Origin of the sequence: Rudanella paleaurantiibacter, assembly GCF_009184635.1 — a bacterium.
Lineage (GTDB): Bacteria > Bacteroidota > Bacteroidia > Cytophagales > Spirosomataceae > Rudanella > Rudanella paleaurantiibacter.
Window position 1 is genome coordinate 1,087,564 of sequence record NZ_WELI01000001.1, and the last position, 21,581, is coordinate 1,109,144.

The 21,581-nt window shown below is 54.9% G+C and carries 14 protein-coding genes; 10 read left to right on the forward strand and 4 right to left on the reverse strand.

Features of this window, described 5'->3' with window-relative positions; all coding sequences use genetic code 11:
- Positions 1–35: 35 nt before the first annotated feature.
- The 4 genes from F5984_RS04205 to F5984_RS04220 all read left to right on the forward strand — a co-directional run bounded on the left by F5984_RS04205 (position 36) and on the right by F5984_RS04220 (position 5,194).
- Complete coding sequence (locus F5984_RS04205; protein ID WP_152122985.1) at positions 36–1,433, forward strand: DegT/DnrJ/EryC1/StrS family aminotransferase; 1,398 nt, start codon at positions 36–38, stop codon at positions 1,431–1,433.
- Positions 1,430–2,794: a neutral/alkaline non-lysosomal ceramidase N-terminal domain-containing protein gene (locus F5984_RS04210; RefSeq protein ID WP_152122986.1), complete on the forward strand. Its 1,365-nt coding sequence runs from the start codon at positions 1,430–1,432 to the stop codon at positions 2,792–2,794. The genes F5984_RS04205 and F5984_RS04210 overlap by 4 nt, the downstream gene beginning before the upstream one ends.
- Positions 2,795–2,819: 25 nt before the next feature.
- Positions 2,820–4,088, forward strand: a complete 1,269-nt coding sequence (locus F5984_RS04215) for a hypothetical protein (RefSeq protein ID WP_152122987.1) — start codon at positions 2,820–2,822, stop codon at positions 4,086–4,088.
- Positions 4,089–4,510: 422 nt separating this feature from the next.
- Positions 4,511–5,194, forward strand: a complete 684-nt coding sequence (locus F5984_RS04220) for an MCP four helix bundle domain-containing protein (RefSeq protein ID WP_152122988.1) — start codon at positions 4,511–4,513, stop codon at positions 5,192–5,194.
- 34 nt (positions 5,195–5,228) lie between these two features.
- On the opposite strand, the gene F5984_RS26505 is transcribed toward F5984_RS04220, so the two are convergent.
- A complete protein-coding gene (locus F5984_RS26505) occupies positions 5,229–8,531 on the reverse strand; it encodes a PAS domain-containing protein (protein ID WP_185155414.1) in 3,303 nt (1,100 codons plus the stop codon).
- Positions 8,532–8,575: 44 nt separating this feature from the next.
- Positions 8,576–9,001: a response regulator gene (locus F5984_RS04230; protein WP_152122989.1), complete on the reverse strand. Its 426-nt coding sequence runs from the start codon at positions 8,999–9,001 to the stop codon at positions 8,576–8,578.
- Positions 9,002–9,422: 421 nt separating this feature from the next.
- Here F5984_RS04230 and F5984_RS04235 point away from each other — a divergent pair, with 421 nt between their 5' ends.
- The 5 genes from F5984_RS04235 (at position 9,423) to F5984_RS04255 (ending at position 16,571) form a co-directional block, all read left to right on the forward strand.
- Complete coding sequence (locus tag F5984_RS04235) at positions 9,423–11,024, forward strand: sensor histidine kinase (RefSeq protein ID WP_152122990.1); 1,602 nt, start codon at positions 9,423–9,425, stop codon at positions 11,022–11,024.
- 10 nt (positions 11,025–11,034) lie between these two features.
- Positions 11,035–14,667 carry a response regulator gene (locus tag F5984_RS04240; protein ID WP_152122991.1) on the forward strand — a complete coding sequence of 1,211 codons (3,633 nt, stop codon included), beginning with the start codon at positions 11,035–11,037 and terminating at the stop codon, positions 14,665–14,667.
- 81 nt (positions 14,668–14,748) lie between these two features.
- On the forward strand, positions 14,749–15,111 hold the full coding sequence (locus tag F5984_RS04245; protein WP_152122992.1) for a response regulator: 363 nt from the start codon (positions 14,749–14,751) through the stop codon (positions 15,109–15,111).
- Positions 15,112–15,192: 81 nt separating this feature from the next.
- Positions 15,193–16,002: a CheR family methyltransferase gene (locus tag F5984_RS04250; RefSeq protein ID WP_152122993.1), complete on the forward strand. Its 810-nt coding sequence runs from the start codon at positions 15,193–15,195 to the stop codon at positions 16,000–16,002.
- A complete protein-coding gene (locus F5984_RS04255) occupies positions 15,984–16,571 on the forward strand; it encodes a chemotaxis protein CheB (protein WP_152122994.1) in 588 nt (195 codons plus the stop codon). The genes F5984_RS04250 and F5984_RS04255 overlap by 19 nt, the downstream gene beginning before the upstream one ends.
- Before the next feature lie 218 nt (positions 16,572–16,789).
- On the opposite strand, the gene F5984_RS04260 is transcribed toward F5984_RS04255, so the two are convergent.
- Together F5984_RS04260 and F5984_RS04265 are read right to left on the reverse strand one after the other, a co-directional pair.
- Positions 16,790–17,797 (reverse strand): IS110 family RNA-guided transposase, encoded by a 1,008-nt coding sequence (locus F5984_RS04260; protein ID WP_152122995.1) that lies wholly within the window; start codon positions 17,795–17,797, stop codon positions 16,790–16,792.
- Between the two features lie 403 nt (positions 17,798–18,200).
- Entirely contained in the window at positions 18,201–20,645 is a 2,445-nt protein-coding gene (locus F5984_RS04265; RefSeq protein WP_246168812.1) for an outer membrane beta-barrel family protein, read from the reverse strand.
- Positions 20,646–20,950: 305 nt separating this feature from the next.
- Here F5984_RS04265 and F5984_RS04270 point away from each other — a divergent pair, with 305 nt between their 5' ends.
- Entirely contained in the window at positions 20,951–21,562 is a 612-nt protein-coding gene (locus F5984_RS04270; protein ID WP_152122996.1) for an RNA polymerase sigma-70 factor, read from the forward strand.
- Positions 21,563–21,581: the final 19 nt, after the last annotated feature.

The following is a 21,581-nucleotide window of genomic DNA, read 5'->3' on the forward strand; positions in this document are numbered from 1 at the left end:
CGGTCACCCAAACCAACTTAACCCTTTTATGACGCATGAAGAATCGCCATTTTTCGCGCCGTGAATTCATCAAACGCCATTCGCTGACGGGCCTCGGCGTGGCCCTGACGCCCTCATTACTCACGCAGGCAGCCCCGGCCCCCGCGCCCGTAGGTCCGTTCTCGCACTCTGTGGCCGAGCCACTTGCTTTGCTCGGTGGTAAACCCGTGCGGGCGAAAGAGTGGCCCACCTGGCCCATCTGGAAACCCGAAACCGACGAAAAGCAGCTGCTTGAGGTGATTCGGAGCGGGGTGTGGTCGCGGGCCAATGTGGTAACCGAGTTTGAAACCAAATGGGCGGCTACTGTCGGGTCGAAGCGGTGCCTGTCGGTGGTCAACGGCACCAACGCACTGGTGGCTTCGCTGGCGCAGTTCAACATTCGCGGGGGCGATGAGGTGCTGGTGCCGGCCTACACCTTTATCGGTACGGTGGCCCCGGTGCTGGCAACGGGTGCTATGCCCGTATTTGTCGACATTGACCCCGAAACGTTTCAGATTGACCCGGCCAAGATTGAGGCCAAAATCACCCCCCGCACCCGCGCCATCATTCCGGTGCATATTCTGGGTCTGCCCGTCGACATGAAAAAGGTGCTGGCCATTGCCAAAAAGCACAATCTGGTGGTGATTGAAGATGCCTGTCAGGCACACATGGCCGAAATCGACCATCAAAAAGTGGGTACCTTCGGCGATGCGGGCTGTTTCAGCTTCCAGAACTCCAAAAATATGGCGATTGGGGAGGGTGGGGCCATTGTGAGTAACAACGATGCCTTTATGGATCGGTGTTTCTCGTACCATAACTACGGCAACCCCTACGGCACGGTATCTGGTGTGATTGGCATTGGTACGCTTATTCAGGGCACCAAGTTGCGCCTGACGGAGTATCAGGCGGCCATCGGTTTGGCCCTGCTCAAACGGCTCGATGCCGAAACGGCCACCCGCAACGAAAACGCGGCTTATTTGAAAGCGAAAATCGAGAAGATTCCCGGGATTGTGCCCTATAAGCTGTATGCCGACGTGACGCGGGCTGCGTTTCACCTGTTCCCGTTCCGGTTTCATCAGAACGAGTTCAAGGGCCTCTCGCGCGAGGTGTTTATCAAAGCCCTCACGGCCGAGGGGGTTCCGTGCCTCAAAGGGTACGCGCCCCTGAACAAGATGCCCTATCTGGAAGATACCTTCCAATCGAAGAACTACCAGAAAATGTACCCGAAAGAGATGCTCGATTTCAAGGGGTATCTCGACCGGAATCAATGCCCCCAAAACGACCGCATCTGTAACGAAGAGGCCGTTTGGCTGACGCAAAACATGCTGCTCGGTACGCGGCAGGATATGGATGATATTGCCCGGGCTATTGAGAAAGTGTACACACAGGCCGACAAACTGAGGGCGCAAAAATGAGGCTGATACAACCTATTGCCGGTTTGTTGGTGGCTTGCCTGCTTACGATTGGGGCCAAAGCGCAGGGCTGGAAAGCGGGCGTGGCCCGTGCTGTGATTACTCCGCAGGGGGCTATCTGGCAGGGTGGCTATGCCTCGCGTACGCACGCATCCGACGGAAAACTGCACGACCTCTGGGCGAAGGCCCTGGCCCTGCAAGACGCCAACGGCAAGCGGGCCGTGCTGGTCACTACCGATCTGCTGGGTTTCCCGAAGCCCCTGTCGGACCGGATTCGGCAGCGGTTGCAACAATCGCTTGGGCTGGCCAAAGCCGACGTGATTCTGAATAGTTCGCATACGCACTCCGGGCCGGTGCTGGGCAAAGCCTTGCAGGATATTTACCCCGTTGGGCCGCCCGAACAGGCCACGATTGATACCTATACCCGCTGGCTCGAAGAGCAGATGGTGCAACTGGTCACCAAAGCCCTGGCCGACCTCGAACCCGCCGAGTTGTTTAGCCAGAACGGCGTGACCCGGTTTCAGGTGAACCGGCGCAACAATAAGGAAGCCTCGCTCCGCGAACAGACCGAACTGCGGGGCCCCAACGACTATGCCGTGCCTGTGCTGAAGGTGCTGAACCGGCGGGGGGGGCTCAAAGCCGTAGCGTTTGGATATGCCTGCCACCCGACGGTGCTCGACCTGTATCAGCTTTCGGGCGATTGGCCGGGCTTTGCCCAGATCGAACTCGAAAAGGCCTATCCGGGTGCTACAGCCCTGTTTTTTCAGGGAGCCGCCGGCGATCAGAACCCCTTGCCCCGCCGAACTATTCCGCTGGCCCGGCAGTATGGCCGCGAGATGGCGGTGGCTGTGGAGCGGGTGCTCGACGAGCCTATGCGTTCGCTGCCCGCTCAACTGGGTACCGCCTACGCCGAGGTCGACCTGAAACTGAACCCCATATTGTCGGATGCCGACCTGACTAGGCTCACCACCCACAAAGACACCTACATGCAGCGCTGGGCTACCCGGATGCTGGCCGAAAAAAAGGCGGGTGCCCAGTTTATCCGCAGTTACCCGTATCCGGTGCAGGTCTGGAACGTGGGCGGTCAGGCTCTGTTTAGTTTCGGGGGGGAGCTGGTGATTGAGTACGCGCTGGAAATCAAAAAACGGTTCGGACCGGATGCCTTTGTGCTCGCGTATAGCAACGACGTTATGGGGTACATTCCGTCGGAAACCATTTTGAAAGAAGGTGGCTACGAAGGCGACTCCTCACAGATGGTGTATGGCCTGCCGAGCACCTGGACCACCGGGCTACAGGCGCAGATTCTGACCGAGGTTGACCGATTGGCTAGCCCCCTCGGCCTGAGCAAAGTCGCCCCGAAGTAAGTTTTCATTCCCGTATCTATCCATCATGTCTTTACTTGCTATTCCGCATTATTCGGGCTTCCCGCTCGCTCATGATACCTACAACGCGATCACGGCCGCGAGCGACGGCAACATTTATTACGTGCTCTGCTCAGAGTCGCCCACGGATGGGGGCAAACTGTATCGCTACAATCCGGCGACCGCTACCGCTGAATGCCTGGCCGACCTGACCGAAATTTGTGGTGAAGGCGGGGCGCGGGCTATTGCGCAGGGCAAAAGCCACGTTCGGTTTTACGAGCGCGAGGGTAAGCTCTATTTCGCTACCCATATTGGGTACTACGAAATGATTGACGGGATGGAGCGCCTGCCTGTCAATGCGCCCGATGGGCTGTCACTTTACCCCGGCGGCCATTTCATATCGTTCGATTTGCAAACGGGGCAGTTCGAGAAGCTGGCTACTGCGCCCCACGGCGAGGGAATTCTGACCATGACTCTCGACCGCGAGCGGGGGCATATCTACGGCATTACGTGGCCCGTGGGCTACTTTGTCTGGTACGACCCTGCCACCAGAATCCTGAAAAACCTCGGTCCGGTATCGGCACAGGGCGAGGCTGGTACCCCCGGAACGGATTACCGGGTGCTGTGCCGGAGTATGCTTGTCGACCCACGCGACGGAACGGTGTATCTTTCCACGGCCGAGGGCGAAATTCTGAGCTACACGCCCGGTGCCGATGCCCTCAAACCGGTAGCGGAGGTCGATTTGCGGCTCGATTACTTCGGGCAGTACGACCCCACCCGGCCGGGTAGCATGGGCTACAACTGGCGCAAGATTTTCTGGTACACCCCCGAACAGGTGGCCTACGGCATTCACGGCAATTCGGGGTATTTGTTCCGGTTCGATCCGAAAGAACCCCGCATTGAGCTGGTGGAGCGGCTCACGTCGGTGCCCTCGCGCCGGAGCGGTATGTTCGATCAGTTTAGTTATGGCTACCTGGGTTTTGGGCCCGGCCCCGATGGCGAAACCATCTATTACCTCACGGGCGGGCCTATTTACGAAAACGGCAAACGGGTGAAGGGCGTCGATCAGATTGCCAAAGGTGCGGCCAAAGGGCTCGAAAACCTGCATCTGGTCACGTACCATCTGCCTACCCGAACCTACCGCGATCACGGCCCTATTTTTTACCCCGACGGTTCGCGACCGACGTACGTGAACTCCATTGCCGTGGGACCCGACGGTACCGTGTACACCCTGGCTCGCTTTTGGCACGAAGGCCACGAAATTCAGGACCTGGTGCGGATTCTGGTCGATAAGTAGCTAGCCGGTAATTCGACAATCTTGCTTTACATGCTGGTTGCCTTGAGACTTAGAGATGACCGCCGGGCGGCCCCGATCTTGTTTGGAAAGATCGGAGCCGCCCGGCGGTCATCTCTTTAACAGCGCCATAAAGATACTTCGCGTATACTACAACCGTTAGTGACGTCATGCACGAAGAGAGTACCCAGATAATGGGCCTCCCGAAAGTTGCGTTTTGCGGGTAACTTTTGTTAATTTACCCGTAACATGGCGCAGGCTTTACCCGCTTTCGCCGTCGATGGATAGAGATCTTTTGTCCGTTTATCTGTCGGGTAGAGGAGTGCAAACCTCGGGAGTCGTTTTCCCCGCGAAAAGGTCTGGCTGTCTGCCGACCGCGATTCCTGCCCTCGCCAGCTGGTGTGGGGTATTCGGGCGGGAGCATCATGAAATGGTCGTTTATCATTGAACAAAAGCTAAAAGCTGCCGGACTGCTCTTCGGGATTATGGTTGTGACCGTGCTGACGTCGCTCAGCATGAAACACGCCATTCAGGATATGGATCAGACGGTAACGTCGGTGTATGTCGATCGGCTGCAACCCGCCATCGATATTGTGTACCTGAGCGAAAACCTGTACATCAAACGGCTCCTGCTCGACGATTTTCTGTCGGGCCGGACGGGCCTGACGGCGACCGATGTACGTCAGAAAATAAGCCAATACGACGCGCAAAGCCAGAAAATGGTCGATGAGTTTCGTAAAACCAAACTGGCCGAGGGCGAGGGTGTGCAACTGGATGGTTTCCAGAAACGCATGGCCGACTACGCCCAGTTGGAACACCGCGTGCTGCGTTTGCACGAATCGGGGCAGGCTGCGGCAGCGGTACAACTGCTGTACGGCGAAGGCAGCGTGATTTTTGGGCGGGGTATTCGGAACCTGCACGAGCTGGCGCATATTCAGGCCGCCACGGGCCGCGAAGCCGTCGACCAGGTACACCGGCAGGCCGCAGGCGGTTCTATCAATGCCATGTTGCTGGTAGCCTTAGCCCTGATTGTGGGGTTTGTGATTCAGGCGCTTATTTATAACTCGAAGCTGGTGAACCGACCGGTGCAAAATATCCACTTAAACTAACGGGAGTTAGGCATAGTGTACTGGTTTCCTGTATTTAGCCAAGTGCTGGCAGGTAGACCAAAAATGTGGCCCCCTCGCCGGGTTGGCTACGGGCCGTGATGGCTCCTCCGTGATTTAGGGCCACTTTTTCGCAAATGGCCAGCCCAATACCGGTTCCGGCAAACTCGTGCTTGCCGTGCAGCCGCTGAAACACCTGAAAAATACGGTCGGTGTACTTATTCTCGAACCCGATACCATTGTCGGTCACGCGGATGCATTCGTACCAATCGGCCTGTCGGGCAGGTTTCAGATGGGCGGGCAGATCCCGCAAGGCAACCCGCTCACTGCGTATGTTGATATGCGGTGCGGTGTTGGGCCGCCGGAATTTGATCGCGTTGGTGAGCAGGTTCTGAAACAACTGACCCAGCTGCGAGCCGTCGCCCAGCACCGTAGGAAGCGACCCGATAGTAACCTGTGCACCTGTCTCCTCAATCGTGAGCGAGAGGTCGTCCAGCACCCGGGCGGCTATGCGGTTAAGGTCGACGGGGAGGGCTGGCTCCTGACGGGTAGACAGCCGGGAGAACAAGAGCAGATCTTTGATCAGAATAGACATGCGGGTGGCGGCCGACTGCATGCGGTTGATAAAGTCGGCACCGGGACCAAGTTGGTCGGCGTACTGGTTTTTCAGGATGTCGCCAAACGACTGAATCTTGCGCAGGGGCTCCTGTAAATCGTGCGAGGCCACGTAGGCAAACTGCTCCAGGTTCCGGTTTGATCGCTCCAGTTCCTTGTTGATCTCATTTAGCTCGTGCGTGCGTTGCTGCACACGTTCGTCCAGTTCCAGCGAGAGTTCCCGGTACCGGGTTTCGCTCGCTTCGACCTGCTGCTGGGCCAATACCTGCTCCGATACATCGGTGGCTACGTTCAGAATGGCGTAAATCTGGCCGTTTTCATCCCGGAGGGGCTCGTACGTGAAATTGAAGTAGAAGCTGCTCAGTTTACCATCCACTACCAGGTCGGCCCGGTCTTTGGAGGCATGGTAGGGTACACCCGTTCGGTACACCTCGTTGAGCAGCTCGATAAACGGCTGGCCATCGAGTTCGGGCAGGGCTTCGTGCAGCAACATGCCGTTGACGTACTCGCCTTTGCCCCATAACTTCTGCATGCGCTCATTGGAGTACTCGATCACCAGATCCGGGCCCATATACAAAGCAATAGCCACGGGCGCGTCTTCGATCAACTGCCGGAATCGGCGTTCGCTTGCTTCGATCCGTTGGCGGGCGTTTACCTGCTGGGTCACGTCGGTAGCCACCACCAGAATCCCCGTGACGGCGTTTGGGGCAGCCCCGGCCGGATCGGTGCCGCCCTGAATACCACGTTGGGGGTGGTAGCTTAGGTCAACGTAGATGGTTTCGAGCCGGTCGTTTCGAACCACCCTCGCCGACATCTCATGGGCTACGTAGGCTTCGCCCGTCTCGATCACGTTTCTCAGCAATTCGTCGAAACCCTGTCCCTGTAACTCGGGTAAAGCTTCGAGCAGGGGCTTACCGGCAAGCTCTTCGGGCGTGCGCCCTACCAACTGGGCGTAAAATGGGTTGACCATGCGGAAGGTCAGCTGCGGGTCGCTATGCAGCAGGGCAATGCCGACCGGGGCCTGTTCAAACGAGTCGAGCAACTGCCGCTGGCTCTCTTCAATATGCTGGCGGGCCATAATCTGGTCAGTCACGTTCTGGGCGATCCCCGCAAACCGATATACCTGCCCCGATGCGTTGAAATAACCCCGGCCCATAAACCGAACCCAGCGGACCACACCGTCGGAGGCTCCAACCGTGCGGTAGGTCATGTCGTAGGTGCCATCGTGCTGCGGGTCCATAGCTTTATGTACGGCCTCATCAACGCCCGCCCGGTCGTCGGGGTGGATAAACTGTACGGCCTGCTCGTAGGTGTAGGGCTGGTTGTCGGCAATGCCAAACAACCCTTTACTCCGGTTGTCCCAGTTGATGAGGTTTGTGACGGGGTCGAGGTTCCAGACGCCGAGCTGGGCCGCTTCGAGCGCAAACCGCAGCCGCTCTTCGCTTTCGGCGAGGGCCTGTTGCGCCACTTGTTCGGTTTGGCGGGTCAGTACCTGATCGGTCACATTGAGGGCCGACATGAGCACCCCGTAGATGGTACCCTGGGGGTCGCGCAGGGGCTGGAACGTCAGGTTATGATACTCAATTCGGGTGACCCCGTTTTTGACGTATGCGTACTGTACTTCGCGCTGATGCAACAGTTGCCCTTGTTGGTACACCTGTTGCAAAACGGCTCGTGTTGAAGCCAGAATAGATTCGGGCAGTGCTTCCTCGGGTCGTTTGCCGATAATGCTCGCATCGTGCCCGAGTATAGCCAGCATCCGGGCGTTGGCGATCTGAATCTCCATGGAGTCGCCAATGAATACGGCTTTGGCTATCGGCGACTGTTCAATGACACTCTGCACAAACAAGGCACTCTGTTCCAGTTGCCGGTGGGCTTCGGCCTGTTGGGTCACATCATGAAAGACCAGAATGAGTTCGTTGTTCCGGTAAAGAATAGCCGTATCGTACCAGCTTTCAATACCATAAGCCCGGTAGCGAAATACCAATCGGCGCGATACGCCGACCTCGGCAACTTCCTTTAGTACGTCAAAAAGGCCCAGTAATTCGGGGGAATGGTGAATAGCCAGAAACCGTTCGCCTGTCAGGTCAGACCCGGCCCGGATGGATTCGGGGGCCCAGTTGGTTTGGTTATAGACAAAATCAACAATAGCCCCCTGAGCATCCCGAATTGGCGACAGAAGACTGATACCGATCTGGGCCGAACCAAATGTGGTCGGTCGTGGCTGAGGAGTCAGTTCTGCAGCAGATGGGGTAGGGACGTCGGTAGCCGTAATCAGTACCCCTGCTACCTCGTCGTACTCGTTGCGAATAGGGCTGTAACTCAGCGCCCAGCTTCCGTCGGTCGACTCTTCCCGGTAGGTGTATTGGTCCAGAAAAGCCCCTTCGTTACGGGCAAATACGCCTTCAATGTGCGGTTGGCTTACCTGCCAGAAGTGAGGCCATGCCTGAGCAGTGGCGCGGCCGGGGAGGGAGTCAAACTGCCCAGACGGGTCCAGACGATCCCGAAAGGCATCATTGAAAAACGCAATCCGGTCGGGGCCCCAGCAAAGCAGCATCGGCACATGGGCCGTGAGTATCATCCCGACGGTGGTCCGTAAAGGGAGTGGCCAGGTATCGGGTGTGCCTACCCCGGTAGCCGACCAATCGCCCGACCGCATGAGTAGGCCTATTTTTCCACCACCGGCCAGAAATCGGTAAGAAGCGGTAAGCGGATTCGGTTTCATACAGGTTCATTCCATAACGTGAAGGATACGCGAACGGACCAGCCCTATACGGGGTTGGTGGGGTGCATACAATGTTGCCAGTAGTCGATAATCAGTTTCAGCTGGTGCTGCATACTGGCATAGTCGGTAGCCTTTTTATAGAAGCCCTGCACGGTGGCATCGTAGGCTGTTCGGATAATCTGGGGCGTAGCGGCCGTGGTCAGAAAGATAAACGGAATGGCTTTCTGTGCCAGATGCTGGTTAGCCAAAATGCGCTGCCGCAGTTCAAGGCCGTTCATCAACGGCATATTGATATCGCAGAGAATCAGAAAAGGCTGCTCAGTGGTGGTTTCGAGGTATTGCAGAGCCGCTTCGCCGTTGGGGAAAAAGCGAACCTCATTGGGAACCCCTAAGTTTTTAAGTGTTTCGCCAATCAGATATTGGTCATCTTCATCATCTTCAACCGATATGATGGGGCCTTTCAGAGACATACGTTAAACAAGCGGCTGCGCAAAATGCGGGTTGTGGATACAACAGTCGGCCCGTTGCAACTACGCGGGGCAGGCTATGCGATCACTAGTTACTCAAAACAGTAAAGCAAAGTAAAGATAATTTGAAAGAATATTTTGCACAGGGGGGCTTAGGGGCGTCGGATCGGTTAAAAACTGATTAATAGGCCTTCCTGGCGGGTATTTCTGTTGGAGGGAAGCTACCAGGCCGCCCTACTTAGATGGGTAAACCGGTTAGGGCTGGTTGGGGTGTTTGCACTCCTTGTCCGACCTCCTTATCTTCACTCAGTTGTTAGCGGAAATATACCCAGCGGGTTCGTTCCTAAATTGGCTAAACGTTTGGAGACGTTTTTACGTTAATCTCCCTAATCATCCCCTGTTCAACGTTTAATGACTGCTTTTCATGATTCTTATTGTTGATGACAGACCCGAGAATATCCTTCCGCTGAAGCGAATTCTGGAGCTGCATCAGTTCCCGGTCGATACCGCTGAGTCGGGCGAAGAAGCGCTTCGGAAAGTGTTGAAAAACGCGTACTCCGTTATTATTCTGGATGTGCAGATGCCCGACATGGATGGCTTCGAGGTAGCCAATGCCATTGCCGGTTTCAGCAAAGCCCGCGACACATCGATTATCTTTCTCTCGGCCGTCAATACCGAAAAGAAGTTTATCAAGAAAGGCTATACCGCCGGGGCCATCGACTATCTGACCAAGCCGGTCGACCCCGATATTCTGGTACTGAAAGTAAGAATACTCAAAAAGCTGTACGAGCAGCAGCAGGAGTTACGCACCGCGCAGGAGCAACTTCGGCGGGAGGTGGAGGTTCGCAAGCAGGCGCAGGAGGCCCTGACTGAACGTATGCAGGAGATGCAGGCCATGCTGTCGTCATTGCCCCAGATGGCGTTTACGATCTCGGGCGATGGGCAGATCGAGTACGTGAATCAGCACTGGTTCCGGTACGCGGTTGATGCGCAGTCGTTTCCGACCACCCACGACGATGACGCTATCTGTGTCGACTGGAAACGGGCGCTGACCGAGGGGCTTGAGTTTAACCGGGAGGTACGGCTAAAGGAGTTGGCTACGGGCGATTACCGCTACCACTTGCTCCGAATCATCCCGATTGGGCAGGTCGATCAGCCTACGCGCTGGATTGGGACCTACACCGATATTCACCCCCAGAAACAGGCCGCCGAACTGCTTGAACAACAGGTGGCCGTGCGTACCAACGAGCTACGCCAAAAAAACGCTGAACTCGAACAAACCCACTTTGAACTGCAACAGTTTACCTGGGTTATCTCGCACGACCTGAAGGAGCCGCTCCGCAAAGTGCAGCTGCTCAACGATACCATCAAAGAGCGGTTTCTGGGCGATAACCCCGAGGCCCGCTCGTACATTGAACGGTCTATCCGGTCATCGTCGCGGATGTCGACGCTCATCAACGACCTGCTGGCCTACTCGCAACTGTCGGTGCCCGAGCCGTTTGAGCCTACCGATCTCAACGCGCTGATCGACGGGCTTCGGCACGACTTTGGGACGGCTATTGAGGGGAAAAAGGCGGTTTTTCACGTGATGGAGCTACCCGTTATCGACACCATTCCGTCGCGTATTCGGCAGGTGTTTCAGAACCTCATCAGTAACGCCCTCAAATTTGCCAAACCCGACCAGTCGCCCGTGATTACGATCCGGGCCGAACGCGTAGCCCAGAAAGCCATCGATAGCCCGCCCGTACCCGACGGCGACTATTGCCGCATTACGGTCGAGGACAACGGTATTGGTTTCGATGAGAAGTTTCTGGACCGGATTTTTGTCATTTTCCAGCGGTTGCACGACCCGTCGAGTTACGACGGAACGGGCATCGGGCTGGCTATTGCCAAAAAGAACATTGATAAGCACCACGGGTTGATTTCGGCCCGTAGCCGCGTGAACGAAGGGGCTCGTTTTATTCTGGTTTTGCCCATCCACCAATCTCAACCGACCCATATAGCCTCCGCTCCTGAGTCGCTTTAACCCCATTTGTATGCCTCCATCCACTACCACAAACTCGGTTATTCGACAGTTGCAGGCCGTTTTTACCGTGTCGACGCTGCTCCTGCTCGTCAGCCTGACGGCTTCGTTTTACAGTATTCAGAAGCTGATTGAAAACTCGGAGCTGGTAAACCACACTAACCGGGTGCTGATTGAGGCCGAGAACGTGATCTCGTACATCAAAGACGGCGAAACCGGGCAGCGGGGCTACCTCATCACGCTCGATCCGGTATTTCTGGAGATTTATAACGGGAGCTACGAAAAAGTCGAAAATAGCTATGACCAGCTCCAGCAACTTACTACCGACAACAAGGCGCAACAACAGAATCTGCTCGAAATAAAGCGGTTGTATGTGGCCCGATACGAACAGATGCGCCGGGTACTGAACCTGACGCAGCGGGCCGATGGGTTCGGGCGCGATACAGCCCGGCGGCATACCGAAATGACCCGGGGCAAACTGATCATGGACGATTTGCGGAAGGTGGTCAACCAGCTGAAAGCCGACGAGAACAAACAGTTGCAAGCTCGCACGGAAGCCCAGCAGCTGTACATTCGGTACACGCCCTTTTTGCTGGTTATTGCGGCCCTTATCTCCATGCTCATTACGGCCTTTGCCTACTTCCGCATCAAGCGGGATATGGACATTCGGATGGCGCAGCAGGAAGAAGCCGAAGCCAAATACATCGAAACCAACCGCCGGATTGCTGTGATGGAGGACCTCACCGAGCAAATTGCCGGGGGCGACTACGCGGCACGCAGCACGGATGAGCAGGACGATGAGCTGGGCCGTATTGCTAAAGCGCTTAACCAGATGACGGCCGCGCTCGAGCAGACCTTTACCGACCTGAACCGGCGCAACTGGTTGCAGGAAGGGGCGGTACTGGTGAGCGACGCCATGCGGGGCGAGAAAGAGGTGAAGAAGCTCGGGAATAATCTGGTCAAAACCCTGGCCGAGTACCTGAATGCGCCTATGGGTACGGTGTACCTGAGCGACCGCGATGGGCGTTTCCGACTGGTGGGTAGCTATGCCGCCGGGCAGGCCCCGGAGGTGGTGGTACCCGGCGAAGGGTTGCTCGGACAGGTGATTCTGGACAAGAAAACGAAACGGATCGACGCGGTGCCGCCCGATTACAGCCGCGTGGCCTCGTCGCTCGGCGATGCCGTGCCTGCGTCGCTCCTGATTACCCCGCTTCTGTACGGCTCCGATTGCATCGGGGTGATTGAGTTGGGGATGCTGCATCAGGCCCGCCCGGTCGATGTCGATTTTGTGGAAACCAACCGCGAGCCTATTGCCATTGGCTTCAATGCGGCCCTTGATTACATCCGGCTTCAGAATTTTCTGGAAGAAACCCAGGCCCAGTCGGAGGAGTTGCAGGCCCAGCAGGAAGAGCTGGAAAACCTCAATGCCGAGCTGGAGCTACAGGCGCAGAAACTACAGGCCTCGGAAGAGGAACTGCGCGTACAGCAGGAGGAGTTGCAGCAAACCAATACCGAACTGGAAGAGCGCGGTACGCTGCTCGAAGAACGGAACAGTGAGATTCAGAAAAAAGCCGACGAACTGGAGGTGGCTACCCGCTATAAATCGGAGTTTCTGGCCAATATGTCGCACGAGTTACGGACACCGCTTAACTCTATTCTCTTGCTCAGCCGCTTACTGGCCGAAAATATCGACGAAAATCTCAACGACGACCAGATTGAGTACGCCAAGGTAATTCAGTCGTCGGGCAATGGGTTGCTGGGCCTGATCGACGAGATCCTAGACCTGTCGAAGATTGAAGCGGGGCAAATGAAACTCGACTACCAGACCGTGGCCGTGGGCGATGTGGTAGAGGAACTGAACGCCCTGTTTGGTCTGATGGCGAAAGAAAAAGGGCTGGCGTTTAGTATTGAGGTGGCCCCCGACGTGCCCAAGACGCTCCAAACCGACAAAATGCGGTTGGGGCAGATTCTGAAAAACCTGCTCTCGAACGCCCTCAAATTTACAGCGCAGGGCAGTGTTTCGCTCGCCATTTCGCGCGATGCACAAGACCCAACCCGGTTGTGTTACACCGTTCGCGATACGGGCATTGGCATTGCACCCGAAAAGCAGCCGCTGGTGTTTGAGGCTTTCCAGCAGGCCGATGGTTCTACCAAACGCAAATACGGCGGCACCGGCCTCGGCCTGTCCATCAGCCGCGAACTGGCCAAACTCCTCGGGGGCGAAATAAGTCTCAAAAGTGAACTCGATAAGGGGAGTGCATTTACAGTCCGGTTGCCCATTGACCCGGTAGCTACGCCCGAACCTGAACCCGCGCTACCTACACCGGCTTTAACCCCGGCGCCCACGCCCTCGGCGGTCACATCGCCCAGCCCGGTACCCGCCCGGCCCGAAAACCAGTTCATCAGCACGGTCATTCCCGAAGCGATTCCCGACGACCGTAATACGATTCAGGCGGGCGATAAAACGCTCCTGATTATCGAAGACGACGTGGCCTTTGCCCGGTCATTGCAGGATTACGCCCGTAAAAAAGGGTACAAGGTGATTGTGTCGGTGCGGGGCGACGAAGGCCTCCAGTTGGCGGCTACGTTTAAGCCCTTAGGCATTTTACTCGATATTCAGCTGCCCATTATGAGCGGTTGGGAGGTGATGGATGCCCTTAAGGCAAATCCGCAAACCCGCCCGATTCCGGTGCACATGATGTCGTCGCACAAACTCCGGAAAGAAAGTCTGCTCAAAGGGGCCATTGATTTTGTGGATAAGCCGATGGCCTTCGATCAGATGCAGGACGTGCTGGGCAAGATTGAATATGTGCTCAACCGGAAACACAAAAAAGTGCTCATCGTGGAAGATAACCCCAAGCACGCCAAAGCGTTGGCCTACTTCCTCGAAACGTTCGACATCAGCTCGGAACTGAAAAGCAACATACCGGAGGGCGTCGACGCGCTCAAGCGCAAGGAGGTCGACTGTGTGATTCTGGACATGGGCGTGCCCGATAGCAAAGCCTACGAAATGCTCGAAGAGGCCCGCAAAGACCCCAGTTTCGAAAACCTGCCGATTATTGTGTTTACGGGCCGTAGCCTGTCGATGTCGGAGGAGCTGAAAATCAAGAAATACGCCGATTCAATCATTGTTAAAACAGCTCATTCGTACCAGCGTATGCTCGACGAGGTGTCGTTGTTTTTGCATCTGGTGGAAGAAAATAAGCCCAACGGCAACGCGGCCAACACGGGGGCGGCCAAAAAACTGGGGGCACTTAATCAGGTGCTCGACGGCAAAACGGTGCTGATCGTGGATGACGATGTACGGAATATTTTCTCGCTCTCGAAAGCCCTTGAACAGTACAAAATGACCGTAGTGGCCGCGCTGGATGGCAAAGAGGCTCTGCAAAAACTAAAAGAGAATCCGGATATTCAGGTTGTTCTGCTCGACATGATGATGCCGCAACTCGACGGCTACGAAACCGCCCGTGCCATCCGCGAACACTACCAATGGCGCGACCTCCCCGTGATTGCCGTGACGGCCAAAGCCATGACCGGCGACCGCGAAAAATGTATTCAGGCCGGTGCTTCGGACTATATCACCAAGCCCGTCGATATCGATCAGCTTATTTCACTCCTGCGGGTATGGCTGTACGACCGGCTGTGAACAGTGAACAATGAACAGTAAACTCTAAACAGCAAACAGTAAACTGAGAAATAGGGGTAATCAATTTTGAAGCACGAGCTTATGTCAAAAAAACGAGTCCTGATCATCGACGATGATGCCCGCAATATTTTCGCGCTGAAAGCCACACTGCGTGCCAAATCGTTTGATTGCCTCTCGTGCCTGAATGCGCAGGATGCCCTTGATATTCTTCGAACGGATGAGGTGATCGATGCGGTTCTGATCGATATGATGATGCCCGATATGGACGGGTACGAGGCTATTCCGCGTATCAAAAACCTGCCCAATCGGGCTCAAACGCCTATTATTGCCGTTACGGCGCAGGCTATGGTGGGCGACCGGGAAAAATGCCTGCGGGCCGGTGCCACCGATTACATCGCGAAACCGATCGACGTGGATCGGCTGTTGCAGCTATTGGCCGATTAACTGAATGTGGGCTGAATGAAACCGGTAAGCTGGCCACCCGGCTTGCTCATTTGGCGGACTCAACGTTTTAGAAACAGAAGCATGATTGCCGAATACGAAGTTGATCTTTTACTGGCCGATTTGCAGGAGCTGTACGGGTACGACTTTACTCATTACAGCCGGGCCTCGCTCAAGCGACGGATCAACCGGCTGGTGTCGCTCGACAAGTTCCCGAGTTTTGCCGAGTTGCGGTACCGGGTTCGGTCAGATGGTGAGTATATCAAGCGATTTGTGCAGGAGCTGACCGTCAACGTAACGGAGATGTTCCGCGACCCCCTGTTTTACCGGACGCTGCGCACGAGCGTGATTCCGTCGCTGCTGGCTAAGCCGTTTGTGCGCATCTGGCACGCGGGCTGTTCCACGGGCGAGGAGGTATTTTCGATGGCGATTCTGCTCAAAGAAGCCAACCTGCTTCACAAAACCCTGCTCTACGCCACCGACCTGAACCCCGACGTGCTGGAGTCGGCGCGGAAGGGGATTTTCATGATGAGCCCCATGAAGCAATACTCCGAAAACTACCTGCTTTCGGGCGGAACCCGCGACTTTTCGACGTATTACACCGCGCAGTACGGGCACGTTAAATTCAACGAAGAGCTGGCCGAGCGCATGGTATTCTCAACCCACAATCTGGTATCCGACCGCTCGTTCAATGAGTTCGACCTGATTATGTGTCGTAACGTGCTGATTTACTTCGACAAGCCTTTGCAAAACCGGGTATTGAATCTGTTCGATGAGAGCCTGGGGCCTTTGAGCTACCTGGCGCTGGGGTCTAAAGAAACCCTGAAATTCTCGAACATAGAGCCGAAATACAAACAGATAGGAACCGAGAAGATATGGCGGAAAATGGGGTAGGCCGGCCAGAAAAACTGGTCGTTATTGGTGGGTCAACGGGGAGTATTGACGTGTTGCTGAGTGTGTTGCCGATGGTGCAGGTGCCCTTGACTGGTGCTGCTATTGTGATTGTGGTGCACCGTAAAAATACGGCGGATTCGGCACTTTCGGCGGTGCTTGCCCTCCGCACGAGCCTACCCGTACACGAAGTAGACGATAAAGACCTCGTGCAGCCCGGTCATATCTACCTGGCCCCGGCCGACTATCATTTGCTGTTTGAGCACGACGGTACGTTTTCGCTCGATGACTCCGAAAAAATCAATTACAGCCGACCGTCTATCGATGTCACTTTTGAGTCAGCCGCCGATGTGTACGGCCCTGCTGTAGTAGGCATTATTCTGTCGGGGGCCAATGCCGACGGTACCGAGGGATTCCGGGCCATTAAGCAGGCCGGGGGTATTCTGGTCGCGCAGCGCCCCGACACCGCACAGGTGGGGTACATGCCCAATCAGGCCATCCTGCACACGCCCGTCGACCATATTCTAAGCATTGAGCAGATTGGGGCGTTTATAAATGGGGGGAAGGGTTAAATGTATAATGAACAGTGTAGAATGTATAATTAATAGTGTGGAAATGTATAATGAAATGCCTGGTTATCAGTAGGTAATCCAATAATTCATTGTTCATTTTACATTGTTTATTCACTTAAGTATTAGAGCAGAATTACGCTCAACATTTTTGTCATTCCGACGAAGGAGGAATCTTTCTAATTGACTGACTGTAAGATCCCCGCTCCGATTTCTATGATCTATGCAAGCGTAGGGGCATAAGTTTTGTCATATTTCTCTCCCCGACGGACTACTGCGTACACTCGGTGAATGAGTTTGTTTCTGATAGCATTTAGTACCAGCATTTTGTTCTTGCCTTCGCCTACTTTCCGGTGGTAATACGTTTGCAGTTCGCCTTCTTTTCGAATGCATGACATAGCGCCTAAATGAAATAGAGCTTTCAAGCGTTTCCTGGCTTGATGACTTACCCTGGTCTTGCCTCGGATACTAGTCCCTGATCGGTATTCGAAAGGAGCTACTCCTGCATGACAGGCCATCTGCTTTGGATCGGTGATCGTGGTCATTTCGTTCGTAACAACAAGAATCTCGGTGGCCGTTGTCGAGCCAATACCTGGTACTGAAACAATCCATTCAAACAGCTCTTTGAGTCGGCTGTCGGCCTTGATAAGTTGATCAATCTGTTGCTCAATAGCCTTTTGTTCATCCTTAAGAGCGATCAGTGATTTACGCGAGCTGCGCAAAAGCTGTTTTTGTAAAACAGGATTAATAAACGAATCCTGCTCGCTCAACGGTCCCGCCAATAAATTGTATGCTTGAATAAGGCGCTGACGAGCGGCACTAAGGAACGCTAACTGCTGGATGACAGGGCGAGGGGGCGTCCATAAGCGGATCTGGTCTCGGAATCGGTAAGCGTACTCGGCTATTCGGAAGGCGTCGACAGTATCATTTTTACCACGTTGCATCCCACCCGCCTGCTTAATTTGAAGACTGCTTTCTAACCAGATTGGTAAGTGTAATTTATGAAGAAACTCCAGGACATGTGCATTATATATGCCTGTGTGCTCCATGCAAAATACAACACGAGTCATATCCCATCCCGGTATTGTTTTCAATTGGCGAAGGGCTTTCTTAATGCCGGCCATCGTATTTGGCGTGTGAATGTGGAGTAAAGATCCTTGCTGGCTGTAGACGGCCCAATCTAATGTAGCCTTAGCAATGTCGATGCCGACGTAGTGAGAAAAGTCCATAAAACTGATTAGTTTTGATGAGTTGATCAACCAGACTTGCCAATGCTCAAACCCTTGTAATGGGCCGCGAACCCGTTTTTCTATCCGAGCCTAAGCAGGTCTAACAGAGTGGGGTCCTGAATCGGAGCATAGGTCTTTCTCCTTGGCGACCCGTTAGGTTACCCCACTCTGGTTGACTACTGGCAAAAGACCAATTCTTGGAATATTACCAGCCCACAAACCTAAAGGGCGGCCCGGTCCTGTCGTCGGGATGACAAAGCAAAGTCTAACTTAATTCTGCTTGCTCACTTAAGAGTTGGAGTTAAGGGCTAAGAATTAAACAACCCTATAGACAGTAGACGGCTCAATGAAGGAGGCTTACCCTTTGCTCCTTTCCTCCTTTGCTCCTTTCCTCCCTTTCCCTCTAATCCGCCGACTTCCCATCATCATTCGCAATGCGTTTTTTAGTGCGGGTGGTTTTGTTGGCGTTCATGCGCCCGAAACGCCAGTTGGCCGTTACACGTACGTTGCGGAACGCGTTGTAGCTGCTTGCGTCGGTCAGGAATGTGGTGGTTCTAAACTGGTTGGTAATCGTGTTGTAGCGGCTCAGGAAGTTTTCGGCGTTGACCGTCAGCACCACTTTGTACTGTTTGAACTCTTTCCGGGCCGATACCCCGTAGTTATAAAACCCACCCGATTGCCCCTGCAATTGAATCCGGGCCGACTGGTACGAAGCCTGCGCCTGTAGGCTGTAGTTGGCCCGTAACGACAGGTTGCTGTTCATCGAGAGCCGGTAGCTCCAGTTGCGGTTCTGAATGTTCAGGGCCGCGCTGTTCAAGAGGTTGTAGTTCAGGTTGACAGTGCCGTTGAGCTGCCAGTTTTTGGCCGGTCGGCCGGCGGCAAACAGGTTGAGCCCGTACGTCGAATTTTTGGCGATGTTCTGGTACGTACTGAACGACACATTGGCCGTATCGACCGTTGTGACCCGTTCGATGGCGTTGTTGGTCATCCGGCCAAACAGGGTCGTATTGATCGAAAGCCCCTTTTTGGTGTAAATGCTGTAGGTCAGCTCGGCCGAGTGGGCCCGTTCGGGGTCGAGGTAGGGATTACCAAACGACAGGTTTTTGGGGTCGTTGGAATTGATAAACGGGTTCAGAAACACGATGTTAGGCCGCTGAATCCGCTGGTTGTAGCTCAGCCGGAGCCGCTGATTGTTGGGCATCCGCTTCGAAATAGCCACGTTGGGCAGCAACACCGGGTACTGATCGGTAAAGGTGGTTTGGCTCGACACAAAGTTGGCGTCGATCGCCGTGTACTCGTACCGCCCGCCGAGCGTGTACGTCCAGCGCTTGGAGGTTGTGATCCGAAACGAGGTGTAAGCCGCCGTTACCCACTGCCGATAATCGAACTGATTGGCCCGGCGCGGGTCGTCCCGAAAGCCCGTGCTGTCGGTGGCGTTCTGAAGCTGGAAATCGCTCTGTACGTTCCGCCGGATGCTTTTCACACCTACTTCAAGCGTTTTACGGCCCTTTTTGAACGGGTGCGTGTAGTCGGTCTGAAGGGTAAATTCGCTTGTCTGATTCAGGTTGGTGTTGCGTTCCCGGTAGTTGATGAACTGATTTTCCGGCAACATATACTGATCGAGGGCGTAGCGGCTGTCGTTGTCGCTGTTGTTCAGTTGGGCCAGGAATGTAAGGTCCTGCTCAGGCCGTTTGAACAAGCGGGTGTAGTTAAAATTGAAGTCGTAATTCAGGTTTTCGCCACTATTATCGCTGTAGCGCCGAAACGGCTGCCGGGCCTGCAACCCCTCGTACCGGGTGTCGCGTACCGACGTGCCCACCCGCGACCCGGCCGACAGGCTTCCGTCGAAACCAAGCTGATTAGTAGAGTCGAGTTCGTAGTCAAAATTAAACGACCCAAATACCGATCGGTTTTCGTTGCGGTAGGTGTTGTTCTGGCGTAGTTCGCTCACCGACTGGTTGGCCAGCAGGCTTTTACGGACCGAGGCCGAGCCGCCGTCGTTCAGGTTCAGGTTGCCACCCCCGTAGGCCGTAAGCCCCACTTTGCCCTGCTTAAGGTTAATATTGCCCCCCACATTGTGCGACCGATTGCCAGTAGTTCCGTTGAGGCCACCCACCAGACCCTGCAAGCGGTTTTTGGTGATGATGTTGATAATCCCGGCCGTACCTTCGGCATCGTACTTGGCCGAGGGGGCCGTAATTACTTCCACAGATTTGATGGCCTCCGCCGGAATCATCTGCAGGGCTTCGGCAATGCTGCGGGCCATAATACTCGACGGCTTGTTGTTAATCAGCACCTTAATGCTCGAACTGCCTTTGAGCTGAATGCTACCGTCGGGGTCGACGCTCAACATGGGCACTTTTTTCATCACGTCGATGGCCGTGCCACCCGCGTTGGAGGGGTCGCTGCCCGCGTTGTACACCACCCGGTCTTCCTTGTCTTCGATTAGGTCGCGTTGGGCCGTCACAGTCACTTCACCCAGGGTGCGGCTTGTGGTGCGCAGCAGGAGCGGGGGCAGGTCGAGCACCGTAGCCGACGGGTTGACCGACACCGGATCGAGGGTACGATCTTCGTAGCCAATAAATGTAATCCGTACCCGGTAGCGGCCGGGCGTAATGTTGGCAAACGAAAAGCGGCCCGACGCGTCGGTTACATCCCCGGCAATGGGTGGGCCATCGGTAGGCCCAAGCAGGGCGACCGTGGCAAATTCGACAGGTTTGCGGCTGACCGAGTCAATTACGCTGCCATTTACCGTGAGGTTACTCTGTGGGGAGCCCGTTGTTGGGAGCGACTGCGCCCCGGCCACGAAGGCCATGAGTAAACAGGCGAGAAGTAAAAACTGCTTCATTCGTTGTGGAGAGAATCCCTGAGCAAAGAGAAACAAATGCCCTCTCTTACTCATAAAAAAAGCAAGTAGAGGTAAGTGCAAGTGTACACGTTTATAATGTGGGTTACTGCATCAGTATAAAATGATCTGATTTGGATTTAAGTGTCAGTTGTGAAATGGCACGATTTCTTTAAAATCTGTAATTATTAGGTAGCTTAGGGGTTCAACGGGCTATTTCTGACCTTCAACTGCAGAGCAATGCCTAGCTAAGCACTTCACGCCAGCCGCCATAACTGCCAACTGCAAACCTTCTATATCCAGCCTTCATGTCGACACGTAAGCCTGCCTCCACCTATAGCCAATGGGACAATGGCCAGTTGCTGACTGCCCTCACTAATCACGACAGGTTGGCGTTGGCCGAATTGTATGAGCGATACTGGTACGGCCTGTACCGGGTGGCCTTGCAGAAAACCAACTCCCACGAAGTGGCCGAGGAGTTGGTGCAGGATCTCTTTGTCGATCTGTGGCAGGGGCGGGCTACCCTTGCCGTACAGCAGGTGGAGGCTTACCTGTTTACGGCCCTGCGCTATGCTGTTGTCGATCACATCCGGCGGCAGGTGCAGCGCGAGCGGTTTCAACTGTACCAGCAACAACAGATGGGGCAGGCCGACACCGCTACCGAAGAGCTTCTGAATTATCAGGACCTGATTGCGTTGATTGAAGACGAGTTACAGAAGATGCCCGAAAAAACAGGGCAGATTTTTCGGCTGAGCCGGTACGAAGACCAGTCGATTCCGTCCATTGCCCAATCGCTCGACCTGTCGGAGAAAGCCGTTGAATACCACCTCAATAAAGCCCTCAAAACCCTGCGGCAAAATCTGACCATGCTGCACTACCCGCTGCCTCTGCTTGGTTATCTGCTTCGGGAGTGGTCGTAGAGCGTGCGTCGTTTCCTGT

What these genes read in the sequence shown, in the direction of transcription:
- F5984_RS04205 (WP_152122985.1), top strand. Translation starts at nt 36, where the DNA reads ATGAAGAATCGCCATTTTTCGCGCCGTGAATTCATCAAACGCCATTCG.
- F5984_RS04210 (WP_152122986.1), top strand. Translation starts at nt 1,430, where the DNA reads ATGAGGCTGATACAACCTATTGCCGGTTTGTTGGTGGCTTGCCTGCTT.
- F5984_RS04215 (WP_152122987.1), top strand. Translation starts at nt 2,820, where the DNA reads ATGTCTTTACTTGCTATTCCGCATTATTCGGGCTTCCCGCTCGCTCAT.
- F5984_RS04220 (WP_152122988.1), top strand. Translation starts at nt 4,511, where the DNA reads ATGAAATGGTCGTTTATCATTGAACAAAAGCTAAAAGCTGCCGGACTG.
- F5984_RS26505 (WP_185155414.1), bottom strand. Translation starts at nt 8,531, where the DNA reads ATGAAACCGAATCCGCTTACCGCTTCTTACCGATTTCTGGCCGGTGGT.
- F5984_RS04230 (WP_152122989.1), bottom strand. Translation starts at nt 9,001, where the DNA reads ATGTCTCTGAAAGGCCCCATCATATCGGTTGAAGATGATGAAGATGAC.
- F5984_RS04235 (WP_152122990.1), top strand. Translation starts at nt 9,423, where the DNA reads ATGATTCTTATTGTTGATGACAGACCCGAGAATATCCTTCCGCTGAAG.
- F5984_RS04240 (WP_152122991.1), top strand. Translation starts at nt 11,035, where the DNA reads ATGCCTCCATCCACTACCACAAACTCGGTTATTCGACAGTTGCAGGCC.
- F5984_RS04245 (WP_152122992.1), top strand. Translation starts at nt 14,749, where the DNA reads ATGTCAAAAAAACGAGTCCTGATCATCGACGATGATGCCCGCAATATT.
- F5984_RS04250 (WP_152122993.1), top strand. Translation starts at nt 15,193, where the DNA reads ATGATTGCCGAATACGAAGTTGATCTTTTACTGGCCGATTTGCAGGAG.
- F5984_RS04255 (WP_152122994.1), top strand. Translation starts at nt 15,984, where the DNA reads ATGGCGGAAAATGGGGTAGGCCGGCCAGAAAAACTGGTCGTTATTGGT.
- F5984_RS04260 (WP_152122995.1), bottom strand. Translation starts at nt 17,797, where the DNA reads ATGGACTTTTCTCACTACGTCGGCATCGACATTGCTAAGGCTACATTA.
- F5984_RS04265 (WP_246168812.1), bottom strand. Translation starts at nt 20,645, where the DNA reads ATGAAGCAGTTTTTACTTCTCGCCTGTTTACTCATGGCCTTCGTGGCC.
- F5984_RS04270 (WP_152122996.1), top strand. Translation starts at nt 20,951, where the DNA reads ATGTCGACACGTAAGCCTGCCTCCACCTATAGCCAATGGGACAATGGC.